The organism is Parabacteroides sp. AF21-43 (assembly GCF_003635435.1).
GTDB classification, from domain to species: Bacteria; Bacteroidota; Bacteroidia; order Bacteroidales; family Tannerellaceae; genus Parabacteroides; species Parabacteroides distasonis.
Genome location: NZ_QTMG01000008.1, coordinates 62,379 through 75,711 on the forward strand (window position 1 = coordinate 62,379; position 13,333 = coordinate 75,711).

Sequence of the window (13,333 nt, forward strand, 5' to 3'; positions counted from 1 at the left end):
AGGCAATATGAAACAATACGCTTTATTATTCGCATGTCTGTTCTTCCTCTGTGTGGGGAGTAAGGCACAAGAGCAACCTACCCGATGGACTTTGCGCGCTTGCTTGGATTACGCTTTGGAGCATAATATCCAAGTAAAGAAAAGCAAGGTGTCGCATCTTTCCGGTATAGAGGATACGAAGCAGGCGAAAGCACAGCTTTTCCCTTCCCTTTCGGCTTCGGTTACCCAAGGATTCGTGAATTATCCTTCGAGCGACGCCGCTACGAATAATAGCTATAGCGGTAATTATGCGCTGAACGCTAAATGGACGCTTTTTGATGGAGGGCAACGTGTACAGGCGATCAAGCAACAGGAAATACAAAATACCGTCGATGAGCTGGGTATCGAGCAAAACGAGGATGATATCCAAATCTCCTTGATACAGACCTATATGCAGGTACTATATGCGATGGAGTCCGTTCGTATCAACCAAAATACGGTCGAGGTATCTACGGCGCAACGGGATCGTGCGGTGGAGTTGCTACGTGCCGGTTCGATCTCGAAAGTGGATTTGGCTCAGTTGGAAAGCCAGTTAAGCACCGATAAATATCAATTGGTCGTAGCCCAGACGAATCTAGACAATTATAAGTTGCAATTGAAGCAATTACTAGAACTGGATATAACCGAAGAGATCGAATTGGTGATGCCGGAGCTTACGGAGAAAGATATCTTAACCCCGCTTCCGAGCAAGCAAACGATTTACAATACCTCTCTGGCCGTGATGCCGCAAATAAAGAGCAGTGAGCTGGCCGTGGATATCGCCGAGCTGGAGAAGAAAAAGGCGAAAGGTGCTTTCCTTCCTTCGCTCTCCATGAACGCCGGGCTGGGTACCGGCCATCTTTCCGGAACGGATTACGCTTTCGGTAGCCAGATCTGGAATAGCTTCAACGAGAGTGTCGGATTGACGATCAGCATCCCTATCTTCAGTAACCGCCAGTATAAGACGGCCTATAACAAGGCGAAATACGCGATTACCACCAGCCAGTTGGAGTTGCTGAATGCCCAAAAGCAATTGCTGCAAACCGTGGAGGGGATCTATCTGGACGCTACCTCGTCGCAGACCCAATATACCTCGGCTACCGAACGCTTGAGTTACGTGAAAGAAAGCTATAACTTGATCGATGAGCAATTCAGCCTCGGTATGAAAAATACGCTTGAGCTATTGACGGAGAAGAACAATTATCTGACCGCCCAGCAAGAGCAGCTACAAGCGAAATACATGGCCTTGATGAGCGTTCAATTGCTGAATGTTTATCAGAAGAAGCCGGTTGCGGAGAATTATTAACCCACTAATGGATATATATATTTACTCCACTCTCTTTTTTCAAGGTTACCCTGCGACGGAGGTCGCGGGGGCCTTTTGAACAAGAATACAACGTAAAACAGAAATAAAACGAATCAGAATATGGACAAGAAGAAACTAATCATGGGCGGTGTTGCCGTTATCCTTATAGCGGGGGGCGTGTTCCTTTTCACGGGCAAATCCTCGAAAGGCGGGATCAAGCTGGAGACCGCTAAAGTAGGGCGCAGCACGATCACGAATACGGTTACGGCCACCGGTACGGTAGAGCCCGTTACCGAGGTTGAGGTAGGTACGCAGGTCTCCGGTATCATCGATAAGTTGTACGCTGATTATAACGACGTGGTGAAAGCCGGCCAACTGATCGCCGAGATGGATAAGATCAACCTCCAAGCCGAACTTCGTTCCGCCGAGGCGCAATTGGCGAGCAGCAAGACGGAGTTCGAGTATCAACAAAAGAACTACGTACGTAGCAAGGTGCTTCACGAGAAACAATTGATTAGCGATACGGATTATGAGACGGCTACCTATAATTATGAGAAGGCGAAGGCCGCTTACGACCAGAGTCAGGCCTCCATGGTGAAAGTAAACCGTAATCTCGAATATGCCACGATCACGAGCCCTATAGACGGAGTGGTTATCAACCGGGCCGTTGAGGAAGGGCAGACCGTTGCCGCCGGCTTCGAGACCCCGACGCTGTTTACCATTGCCGCCGACTTGACGAAGATGCAGGTAATAGCGGATGTGGATGAGGCGGATATAGGTAATGTGGAGGAAGGCCAACGGGTTAGTTTTACGGTGGATGCCTACCCGAACGATCAATTCGAGGGCGTGGTTCGTCAGATTCGTTTAGGGGACAGCGAAAGCACTTCCAGCGCTTCTTCCAGTACTTCTTCTTCTACGGTCGTTACCTACGAGGTAGTGATTACGGCAGATAATCCGGACTTGAAACTGAAACCTCGCTTGACGGCGAATATCACGATTTATACGTTGGAACGTGCGAATATCCTGACCTTGCCGAACAAGGCACTTCGTTTTATCCCCGAGCCCGCCATCATGGAATCGTTGGGTATGACCGTGACGGATCCGAATGCGGAGGTACAACCCGGAAAACGCTTGGTTTGGTCCCGCCAAGGAAATACCTTGAGCCCGAGGCAGATTACGGTCGGAACCAGCAACAACAGCGTGACCGAAGTAACCGAGGGCTTGAGCGAGGGCGATGAGGTAGCCGTAGATTTAGCGAGCGCCGCCAACATGCCGGAAGTAGGTGCAGGAGCGGAGCGTAGCCCCTTCATGCCGGGCCCTCCGGGAAGCAACAAAAATAAGAGATAGTTTGCGTCATGAAAGAAATTATCAGATTAGACAATATAAAACGAGACTTCCACGTAGGCGACGAGACCGTCCATGCCCTGCGAGGCGTGTCGTTCACGATTCACGAGGGGGAGTTCGTTACGATCATGGGAACCTCCGGCTCCGGAAAGAGTACGTTGTTGAACACGCTGGGTTGCCTTGATACTCCTACGAGCGGGGAGTATTACTTAGACGGAGTATCCGTGCGCACCATGAACAAGCGGCAGCGAGCGACCCTCCGGAATCGCAAGATCGGATTCGTTTTTCAAAATTACAATCTGTTACCGAAGACGACAGCGGTAGAGAACGTAGAGCTTCCTCTCATGTACAATCCTACTTATAAAGCGGCCCAACGTAGGGAGAAGGCGGTCAACGCTTTGATCGCCGTGGGCTTGGGAGACCGACTGATGCATAAAAGTAACCAGATGTCCGGTGGCCAGATGCAGCGTGTGGCGATCGCCCGTGCCTTGGTGAACGATCCGGCGGTGATCCTTGCGGATGAGGCTACCGGCAACTTGGATACCCGTACCTCTTTCGAGATCTTGGTGCTCTTCCAGCGCCTGCACGCCGAGGGACGCACGATTATCTTCGTCACCCACAACCCGGAGATTGCCCAATACAGCAGCCGGAATATCACGTTGCGCGACGGTCATGTAACCGCCGATACGGTGAATACGAATATCTTGAGCGCCGCTGAGGCTTTGGCCCGCCTGCCCAAGAATGATGATTAGAATAATGAATTAATGTGGTAATAGCATATTATTTAGAATGAATACGACGAATTTACTAAAGATAGCCCTCCGGGCCTTGGCCAACAACAAGCTGCGGGGATTCCTCACGATGCTGGGTATCATCATCGGCGTGGCTTCCGTGATCACGATGCTGGCCATCGGTCAAGGCTCGAAGCGGAGTATACAGGCGCAGATCAGCGAGATGGGCTCGAACATGATCATGATCCAGCCGGGAGCCGACATGCGTGGCGGCGTACGCCAAGACGCCTCTGCCATGGAGACGCTGAAGCTACAGGACTACGAGGATATCGTGAACGAGACTCGCTACGTCTCCGCCACCTCGCCCTCCGTGAACAGTAGTGGGCAGGCCATCTATGGCGCCAATAACGCCCCGACTACCGTCTACGGTATTAGCCCGGATTATATGGAGATACGCCGATACGAGGTGGAGGATGGCGATATGTTCAGCGATCAGGACGTACAGACCGCCGCCAAGGTATGCGTGATCGGGAAGACGGTGGTGGATAACCTTTTCCCCGGCGGAGAGAATCCCGTCGGTAAGGTGATCCGTTTCCAGAAGCTACCGTTCCGGGTCGTGGGCGTACTGAAAAGCAAAGGATACAACAGCATGGGAATGGACCAAGACGACCTGATCTTAGCTCCATACACAACTATTCAAAAAAAGATCTTGGCCATTACCCATTTGCAAGGCATAACCTGCTCGGCGCTCAAGGAGGAGTACACCGATCAAGCCATAGACGAGATATCGGAGATACTGAGGCGTAACCATAGGTTGCGGGAAACCGATGATGATGATTTCACGATCCGGAGTATGCAGGAGTTGAGCACGATGTTGACAAGTACGACGGATATAATGACGACGTTGCTGGCTGCGGTGGCTGGTATCTCTCTTCTCGTTGGTGGTATCGGTATCATGAATATCATGTACGTGAGCGTGACGGAGCGTACGCGGGAGATCGGCCTCCGTATGAGTATCGGTGCGAAAGGCATGGATATCTTGGCTCAGTTCTTGATCGAGTCTATCCTTATCAGCGTGACCGGAGGATTGATCGGCGTGCTTTTCGGCGTGGGAGCTGCCTTGATCGTGAATGTCGTGGCGCATTTCCCGATCTATATCCAGCCGTGGAGCGTACTGCTCTCTTTCGTGGTATGTACGGTGACGGGCGTGTTCTTCGGATGGTACCCGGCCAAGAAGGCGGCGCAGCTCGACCCGATCGAGGCCATACGCTATGAGTAGACGAATGCTCACTAGGTAAGGCTACATGGCTCATATAACGTAGGAATGACTATATTTGCATAGCACTAAAGAGAATGATAAGATGAATGACACACCACAATCCCCCCCTATCAAAGGTTTGGGAAAGTTGATACACATCGCGGGATGGGGTATCCTATTCTGCTCCCCCTTCTTCTTTACGGGGAGGGAGTCGCAAGTCACGTTCGAGGGCTATTTCCGGAGCATCATCGTGCCGCTCTCCTTCATGCTCGTCTTCTACCTGAATTACGGCTGGCTGGTGAGGCGGTATTTGTTCAACCGCCGGACAGGGCGTTTCCTGTTGATCAACCTATTGCTTATCGGGGGTATGATGCTGTTCGTGCATCTCTGCATGCGCTATTTCTATCCGCCGGAGATGCATCATCCGGCTCGTCCGCCCCGCCCGTTGAACGAGACGGTGGGGTTCTTTCTCGTCAACGCCGTTATCTACTCCTTGGTAGCCGGCCTTAGCGTGGCGATCAAGATGACGGACGGATGGTACCGGGTGGCGGCTATCCAGCGGGAACTGGAGAAGGAGCGTGCCGAGGCGGAATTGCAGAACTTGAAGAGCCAGCTTAACCCGCATTTCCTGTTTAATACGTTGAATAATATCTATAGCTTGATAGCGTTCAGCCCGGAGAAGGCGCAGGAGGCGGTGCACGATTTGAGCCGCTTACTTCGCTATGTCTTGTATGAGAGTAGCCAGCCTTTTGTCCCATTGGAGAAGGATTTCGACTTCCTTCGTAATTATGTGGAGCTGATGCGTATACGCCTGCCCAAACATGTGGAGCTGAAAACGAATATCGTTGCTTCCTCCCCGGGAACCTTGATCGCCCCCCTGTTGTTTATCTCCTTGGTCGAGAATGCGTTTAAGCATGGGGTGAGCAATAATAAGCCGTCTTTCATCCATTTGGATATCCATCAGGAGGGGGCGGAGGTAGTTTGTACTATTGTGAATAGCTATTTCCCGAAAAGCCCGGATCAAGATAAAAGTGGTTCCGGTATCGGGCTGGTGAATCTGGAGAAACGCTTGGGGCTGCTCTATTCGGGGCATTTCTCGTTCCAATGCGGTCGGGAGGGGGATAACTATTCTTCTTATCTATCAATTACTATAAACGAGACTGAGATATGAGATTGACTTGCGCGATTATTGACGATGAACCTTTAGCGGTTAGCTTGCTGGAAAGCTACGTCTTGAAAACTCCGTTCCTGGATTTACAAGGGACTTATAATAGTGCCTTGGACGCTCTTTCCGACTTACGGGATCGGCCGGTGGATCTGCTTTTTCTGGATATCCAGATGCCGGAGTTGAGCGGATTGGAGTTCTCCCGTATCTTGAACGCCGATACCCGTGTCATTTTTACGACGGCTTTCGATCAATATGCCGTGGATAGTTACCGAGTAAACGCGCTGGATTATTTGTTGAAGCCAATTAGTTATCCGGACTTCCTTGCCTCGGCGAATAAGGCGTTGCGATGGTATGAGTTGCTCCGTAAGCCGGTGTCTTCGGAAGAGAAGGAAGGATCCGCGCCAATCGCGGAGAAGGGCGGGATGGAGAGTATTTTCGTCAAGAGTGAGTATAAGCTGTTGCAAATAGAGCTGCGCAAGATATTATATATTGAAGGATTAAAGGATTACGTGAAGATATTCGTGGAGGATGAGCCCCGTCCGGTCCTTTCGTTGATGAGCATGAAGAGTTTGGAGGATATGTTACCTTCGGATCGCTTTGTGCGTGTTCATCGCTCTTTTATCGTCCAGCCGGAGAAGATCAAGGTGATCGAGCGGAACCGGATTGTCTTTGGAAAGGAGTATATCCCGATCTCCGACAATTATAAACAGCATTTCCTAGAGATGATAGAGCGTAGATCGATCCTGCCGAAATAACTGCCGGTTAGTTGAACAACTGGAGCAATAATTTCTCTATCGCTACGGTCATAGGACGTCCGTCGCAGGAATAGTTGTTTACGAATAGGGCGATGGCGTATTGCTTATCGCCTTTGTTTATATATCCCGCGTATCCTTTTACCCGGCTCATGCTTCCGCTTTTAAGATGGGCTTTTCCTTGGAGGGATGAGCCTTTTAAGAAGTTCCTCACCGAGCCTTCTACCCCCACTACGGGCAATGATTCGTAGAAGGTTGTGTGTTGTTGTGAATAGGCTTTCATATAAATCAATAAATCAGCCACAAAAGCTGTTGATAACTTGTTGGAAACCGCAAGACCGCTACCATCGTACATCCAGACGCACGAGAGGTCGAGTCCTTTCCCTTGCCAATAGTCCCGAAGCACCTGGATTCCTCGGTTAAAAGAAGATATAACCTCTCCCTTACGGGGCGTATAGCGTAGGCCGATCGTCTTGATCAAGGCATCGGCGAATAAATTATGGCTGACATGATTGGTCACTTCCACGATTTCCCGAAGCGTAGGGGAGTAAGTGGTAACAATCTCGGTCCGTTTCCCGGGTTGCCACCTACCGGCTTCCCGCAAGATACGGAAACAAGACGGTGATTCGCCGACCGTGATCCCTTCATGTTCCAATTGCCTAGTGAGATAATCCGCTAGGAAAAGAGCCGGGTCCGGGATATCCCCTTTGAGCGGATACCATTCCCGGTTAGCGGGGACAATGCCATATAAATAACGATCCGTGGCGAATGGTGCCCCTACGATAAAAGAACTATCCGAAGATACTTGCTGGGCCGTTAAGTAATTATGGAAATGGATGCCGGATAATTCCGGTTCGGTTCCTTTCAACTTCGGGCGGGTTCCGGGAGCTCCGGTTTGCAACCCTAATTTATAAAGATTGTCGAATACGCAAATCCCATAGCTTCCGGCACCATAATAACTACCCATATCTTCGCCAACCCATTTAAGGGAAGTGCCTTCCGTGTCGAATATACTTTCATCAGCGATTACGGCTCCTTGTATTTTATGGATACCCTCCTTTTTCAAGGCGGAGATCCATTCCTGTAGAAACCGCTTATGATCCGGGGCGAAATGCGCTGAGCCAAGGCTAGGATCTCCGCTTCCCTTGATATATAAATTGCCTTTTAACAAGCCGTTCTCGATGGAGCCGTCGTATTCTAATGTCGTGGGAAAGCGATAATCCTCGCCCAATATCTCCAATGCGGTAGCGGTCGTAACCGTTTTCATGACCGAGGCTGGGGTCAGCTGCCGGATTGTATCGTAAGCGAATACCGTCTCGCCACTGTTAACCTCTTTCACGATCAAGGAAAATGAAGCTCCTTCCATATAAGGCTTGCGCAGGAATTGCTTGATAGGTTGTGGAGTCTGTGCCCCCACTGAAAGGTATAAGCAAGAAATGAGGAAGAAAAAGGATATTTTACGTATCATGATGTTTATATATTCTACTTTATTCTATCTTTGTCGCAAGCAAAGATATGAAAATAATATGAATCCACTGTTTGACAAGCCTTTTACGTTTGACCGTGTAATACGCATAGTGTTCGGTATACTGGTCATCTCAGGAATTATTTATTTGATAGCCTTATTACGAAACGCTTTGTTACCTTTCCTGATCGCTTGGTTACTGGCTTATATGATGCAACCGTTCGTAAAGTTCTTCCAATATAAATTATGTTTTAAGAGCCGCATCTTATCGATTATGGCGGTATTGGTGACTTTAGGGCTATTGATAACGTTGCTGGTAGTCATGGTCGTTCCTTCCATCGCGGCTGAGGCGGATAAAACGCTAGAACTGATCCGCACACATGATCCCGGTGAAGGTCATGTCCCTTTGATCCCGCATTCATGGATGGAATATCTGGAAAGTAATGTGAACTTCGCCCAGATCATGGAGTTATTGAGTAAGGAGAATTTGTTGAAAGCGGTGAAGCAGATTGCGCCCCAGTTATGGTCTATCTTATCGAACACTTTCTCAATCCTTTTCAGTATCACGATCGTGTTCGTGATCTTGCTTTACTTTATTTTCATCCTTTTGGATTATGAGAAGATCGCGAATGGTTGGAGCGATTTGATACCGGAGCGTTACCGTCCGTTCCTGCAAGGTTTGGCTGAGGATGTGGAATACAGCATGAACCGTTATTTCCGCGGACAATCGTTGATCGCTCTTTCTGTAGGGGTTCTCCTTGCGATCGGTTTTAAAATCATTAATTTCCCGTTGGCGGTCACGCTGGGCCTGTTTATCGGCGTGCTGAACTTAATTCCCTATATGCAGGCGATCGGTATTATCCCGATGATTCTATTGAGCTTATTGCGTTCGGCCGAGACTGGCGAGAACTTCTGGTTGATCTTCGGTATGGCTATTTTAGTTTTGGGTATCGTACAATGTATACAGGATTTATATCTTACCCCCCGCATAATGGGTAAGGCTATGGGACTGAATCCCGCTATCATCTTACTCTCATTATCCATCTGGGGAACGATCCTAGGCTTTATAGGCTTAATAATAGCCCTCCCATTGACAACATTGTGCTTATCCTACTATAAACGCTTTATCTTGCACGAAGATAATGAGTTAGACCCCGGAAACCTTGCTCATCAACCTAAGCGAGAGAAAATAAATTCAGATTTAATCGCAAAAAAATAGCCATGCCTATTGCATATTAAAAAAATACTCCTACCTTTGCACCCGCATTACAGAAGTAACGCATAGGATGATTCGCTAGCTCAGCTGGTAGAGCACAACACTTTTAATGTTGGGGTCCTGGGTTCGAGCCCCAGGCGGATCACATAAGAACAAAGCTAAAAGAGATAAGTCCTGCAATATTAACGTATTGTGGGACTTTTTTATGTTTTAGTCTTGCTTGAAAGCCCAAAAAGGCGCACGAAAAGATACGGTTGAGTATCCAAATCGTACCCCCTTCCCCGAAAAACAAAAAGGGGGTACAATTGTCGGAAAGTCCTTCTGATAAACTACGTGGAGGTCTTCTATTTAATACCAAAACTCATGATCGAATACAGAACTAGCTTTTTTATTTGGTAGATAACCTATTTACTTATTTCTCCAACTTTATAACCTACGATTCCAAAAGACTTGTGTAGCGCCGGGATTAACCACATGATCAAGCCGGGTAGTCCCCAGCGTTTTTTCTCTTCGCTGATGAAATAGAATCGTTCGATCAGTTTGAGCTTGGGGAACCATTGCTCGATTGTGTGCGGATCGTTTAGTCCGAAATGGAAACGGGCTTTTGTCCGTTTTACCGATTCATGCTTGTCGGAGTTGCGGGCGGCCCATTTACTGACGAAATCAAAATATATCTCGCATCCGGGAAAGCGTTGGGCGAGGTTTTGGATAACAGATTTTACCTGTTCCTCATTGAAATACATCATTACACCTTCCGCGAGGAAAAGGAAGCGGCCGTGAGGATGTTTTTGTCTCAACATATCCATCCAGTCCGTCTCGAGCATAGAGCTTTTGATCGTGAGATCTTTAGCGGAGGCAGGGAATAGCTTTTCACGCAAATTGATTACTTCAGGTAAGTCTAGTTCGTAGAAGGTCGCTTGGTTATGGTTGGAGACACGTTGGAAACGGCTGTCTAGTCCGCAACCGATCGATACCACTACCGGATCTTCAGTTACCTTACGGTCGATGAATCCTTTGCTTTTGGTTTATTTACGCAAGAAGGAAGTGTATTTTAATCAAACGGAAAAATGGTACACATAGAACTCTCATCTCGTGGAAGAGATACGATCGCTTTAGAAATGCCGGATATAAGTTGTTTTTCTACCAATCGTTCAAGAGGGTTAGAAGAGAACTGTTGGGAGGCGGAAAACAAATTATTGACCTATCGTATCTGTGATTTCAGATGCAGGGATTTTAATGTGACAAGATACCAGATCTATTGCAAGGAGGATTGTTGCATGCGTTCCCTAAATGGCGGATTTGTCGGAACGTTATACGGAGTACTTCGGGAGTGCTTATTTGCGATTCGTCAGGAGGGAGACTTTCTTTATCGCTCCCAAGAATCTCTCGATTCCAATCGCTTTATCTGTGGCGTTGAATGATCTTGAGGTCTCTCAGATGATGGGAAATGCCTCGCCAATGTATCTCGAAGCAAAAGTAACCGAGTGCTTGTCTTTATTTATGCGGGAGACGGAAGGTAAAGAACCGGTTAACGCAAAGATAGTAGGCTTTTCCGATCGGGATAAAATTTATCAGGCCCGGGATATTATATGTTCCGAATATTTGAACCCGCCTTCATTACATGATTTGGCTTTACGTGTCGGAACTAATGAATGTACTTTGAAAGCGTAGTATAGACCATCGACTTTTATTTCCCGAATCGGGAACTATCCACCTCTTTATGCTCTTTTGCTTTAAAATCTCCGAATTTATAGATAAAGGATAAGGAGACTCGTCTGGAATCCGGGATCATACGCATATGTAAGTCTTGTGTTTTGTATTGGAGATTAAGATCTTTTGGGACCCATGAATTAAACATGTCATCCACTTTTAAAGAGATCTCCGCTTTGCCGTTGGGTGAGATCCATTTCAAGCCGGCGTCTACGTTATACATACAGCTGATCGTCATTGGGCCTTGAATGTTGCGGGTAATATAAGAACCGGATACTTCCGCTTTGATAGTAGGCTTCGATGAGATGTTGAACGTATTATTTAATTCGGCATAGAATGCCAGATTATCTTTATTGAAGCTTATATCATGGTAATTATCACATTTCATCTTGTCATAATAACCGTTTAACGTTAATCTGGAATCAAGCACGGAGCCGGCTTTGAATGGCATCATTACATTTAGGCCTAGCTTACTGGAATAGTCGAAATTCAGTGTCTTATAGATAAGAACTAGTCTCTCGGAGGATTGATAGGGGAGCTGGTTGAAATTATTGTCTATATAATTTGCGTATAGCGTGAAAATGTATTTGTTTTTTAGGATGTAGTTCAATTGAGCAGAGTAGAGTCTGGACGGCCTTAAATCCGGGTTACCTTGTATCTCGGTATATCCATTCAGATAAGACACCGTGTTCTGCATCTCCCAATAACTGGGATAGGTCTTGTCTGAAGAAACGGATAATTGCAGGATGTGGCTGGGGTGGGCTCGGTACGTGATTTCCATCATGGGGAATAAGCTCCAATAATCAATCTCCTTATGTTTGTAATACTCTCCGGTCAAAGAGGCGTTTACGGATAGGTTATCAGAGAAGCTCTTGGAAAAGCCGGTATATAAATCATATACATATTCATCCAGTTTACTGTAACTATTTGAGATGGACCAATCGTGTTCGCGCAGTGAATGATATACCTGAGAACTTTTGTCTGAGGCGAAGCTGAATTTTGTCCCATAGTTGAGCATCCAGCCTTTTCCTAATTTATGGTTCTGATCCGCGTAGACGGAGAGCCTACGGATGTCTTGTTGTGATTTAGCGTTGAAGGCATCTTCTTTCCCGGCTTTCTTCTCTTGGTAATATTGTGTCGTATGATTGATGTAAGCGGTAAAATCAATCCCTACATTAAGGCCGAACCCGGAGGCATAGTCGAGCGCCAGATTATGCATCTGGATCGGTTTGTCGGATTTCTTTCTGTTTTCGGAATCCGAATAGGTTCCTACAGAAGAGGTGAAAGGATGAGTCCATTGCTGGATCTCTGAGGTATAGGCGAAGCTTAGTTTGTTCTTATCGTTCAAGAACCAATCATTGCCTAGGCGTATGGTATGGACCGGGAGCCGGGTATGTCCCCTGTCGAATTGCTCGATCTCGTAGGTCTTACCATCGAATAAATGGTGTGATAAGATATCCTCACCCGTCCGTTCCCGGTGGTAGCCGAAGGAGTACATGAGATCGGTAGAATATTTAGGCGTGTTGTAAACGAGAGTAGCGCCACTTTGGTAATTAGCGTAATGCCCTTGGTTGTATAGAGCATTGACTTGTCCTTGCAGTTTGGGAGTCTCGGAAGTACCGTTATTAAGGACCAGATTAATCACTGCCCCGCGTACATGATATTGGGGTGGAGCGCTATACATGATCTCTGCTTCTTGAATACGTTCTTTGGGCATATTCTTAAGCAGATTCTCCAATTGACTCTCACCCATATTGGTGGTCTTGCCATTGATGATAACCGTGACTCCATTTGTTCCGGCAAGTTGTATTTTCCCGCTTTGTTCCCGCACTCCCGGTAGTTCTAGGATCGCCTCGTAAGCGCTAACGGCCATCTTGTCTTTTAATAAGTGTGGCATGCTGTAGGTTATTTTCCCATCGACAACCTTGGCTAAAGGACGCTCTCCGGTAACAGATACTTCCGAAAGCGTCTGGCTTTTCTCGTTCAGTTGTATATTGCCTATCGTAAGTGAGTCATAAGTGCTTTGGTACGTTTCATACAGCAGATGCTGGACGGTTAAGAGGAAAGGGGATATCTCTGCTTTGATACTAAAAGAGCCCAAAGAGTCCGTATAGGTGGAGTTTACATATACTGAATCGTTCGTTTGTATAATCACGACCGCTAGTTCGATAGGATGGTTATTTAAGTCCGTAACCCTTCCCGTAATAACTTGTGCCTGTGTGAATGTGGTAAATAATAATCCTAAAAAGATAATCCAGCTTCTCATATCATCCTCGATTTAGTCAACATTCTTGTGCATATTTCGCAAATATACTTTTCATTAGGGAATCTACCTAATAAATTCTACTTTTAGGACTTAGGGGAT

11 protein-coding genes and 1 tRNA gene are annotated in these 13,333 nt (G+C 47.2%); 9 read left to right on the forward strand and 3 right to left on the reverse strand.

Translation table 11 applies throughout. From position 1 onward, the window contains the following. The first annotated feature begins 7 nt into the window (after nucleotides 1-7). The 6 genes from DWX84_RS07875 (at nucleotide 8) to DWX84_RS07900 (ending at nucleotide 6,580) form a co-directional block, all read left to right on the forward strand. The gene (locus DWX84_RS07875; RefSeq protein WP_008772912.1) at nucleotides 8-1,324 is read left to right on the forward strand and encodes a TolC family protein; all 1,317 of its coding nucleotides are present in this window, start codon (nucleotides 8-10) and stop codon (nucleotides 1,322-1,324) included. A gap of 120 nt (nucleotides 1,325-1,444) precedes the next feature. Then, complete coding sequence (locus DWX84_RS07880) at nucleotides 1,445-2,671, forward strand: efflux RND transporter periplasmic adaptor subunit (RefSeq protein WP_122369214.1); 1,227 nt, start codon at nucleotides 1,445-1,447, stop codon at nucleotides 2,669-2,671. Between the two features lie 8 nt (nucleotides 2,672-2,679). Continuing rightward, on the forward strand, nucleotides 2,680-3,420 hold the full coding sequence (locus DWX84_RS07885) for an ABC transporter ATP-binding protein (RefSeq protein WP_048927065.1): 741 nt from the start codon (nucleotides 2,680-2,682) through the stop codon (nucleotides 3,418-3,420). Nucleotides 3,421-3,457: 37 nt separating this feature from the next. After that, a complete protein-coding gene (locus DWX84_RS07890) occupies nucleotides 3,458-4,678 on the forward strand; it encodes an ABC transporter permease (protein WP_005867338.1) in 1,221 nt (406 codons plus the stop codon). Between the two features lie 82 nt (nucleotides 4,679-4,760). After that, nucleotides 4,761-5,828 (forward strand): sensor histidine kinase, encoded by a 1,068-nt coding sequence (locus DWX84_RS07895; RefSeq protein WP_122377471.1) that lies wholly within the window; start codon nucleotides 4,761-4,763, stop codon nucleotides 5,826-5,828. Further along, complete coding sequence (locus tag DWX84_RS07900) at nucleotides 5,825-6,580, forward strand: LytTR family DNA-binding domain-containing protein (protein ID WP_008772909.1); 756 nt, start codon at nucleotides 5,825-5,827, stop codon at nucleotides 6,578-6,580. Before DWX84_RS07895 ends, DWX84_RS07900 begins: the two co-directional genes overlap by 4 nt. 7 nt (nucleotides 6,581-6,587) lie before the next feature. On the opposite strand, the gene dacB is transcribed toward DWX84_RS07900, so the two are convergent. After that, a complete protein-coding gene (dacB, locus tag DWX84_RS07905; RefSeq protein ID WP_122377472.1) occupies nucleotides 6,588-8,045 on the reverse strand; it encodes a D-alanyl-D-alanine carboxypeptidase/D-alanyl-D-alanine-endopeptidase in 1,458 nt (485 codons plus the stop codon). 58 nt (nucleotides 8,046-8,103) lie between these two features. Here dacB and DWX84_RS07910 point away from each other — a divergent pair, with 58 nt between their 5' ends. Together DWX84_RS07910 and DWX84_RS07915 are read left to right on the forward strand one after the other, a co-directional pair. After that, complete coding sequence (locus tag DWX84_RS07910; RefSeq protein WP_122377480.1) at nucleotides 8,104-9,261, forward strand: AI-2E family transporter; 1,158 nt, start codon at nucleotides 8,104-8,106, stop codon at nucleotides 9,259-9,261. 69 nt (nucleotides 9,262-9,330) lie between these two features. After that, a tRNA-Lys gene (locus tag DWX84_RS07915) sits at nucleotides 9,331-9,403 on the forward strand. Between the two features lie 259 nt (nucleotides 9,404-9,662). On the opposite strand, the gene DWX84_RS07925 is transcribed toward DWX84_RS07915, so the two are convergent. After that, nucleotides 9,663-10,235, reverse strand: a complete 573-nt coding sequence (locus DWX84_RS07925) for a class I SAM-dependent methyltransferase (protein ID WP_233573922.1) — start codon at nucleotides 10,233-10,235, stop codon at nucleotides 9,663-9,665. Between the two features lie 313 nt (nucleotides 10,236-10,548). Here DWX84_RS07925 and DWX84_RS21825 point away from each other — a divergent pair, with 313 nt between their 5' ends. Then, on the forward strand, nucleotides 10,549-10,929 hold the full coding sequence (locus tag DWX84_RS21825; RefSeq protein WP_233573923.1) for a hypothetical protein: 381 nt from the start codon (nucleotides 10,549-10,551) through the stop codon (nucleotides 10,927-10,929). A gap of 16 nt (nucleotides 10,930-10,945) precedes the next feature. Here DWX84_RS21825 and DWX84_RS07935 read toward each other — a convergent pair whose 3' ends face one another. Continuing rightward, nucleotides 10,946-13,234 carry an outer membrane beta-barrel protein gene (locus DWX84_RS07935; protein WP_122377473.1) on the reverse strand — a complete coding sequence of 763 codons (2,289 nt, stop codon included), beginning with the start codon at nucleotides 13,232-13,234 and terminating at the stop codon, nucleotides 10,946-10,948. Nucleotides 13,235-13,333 lie beyond the last annotated feature (99 nt).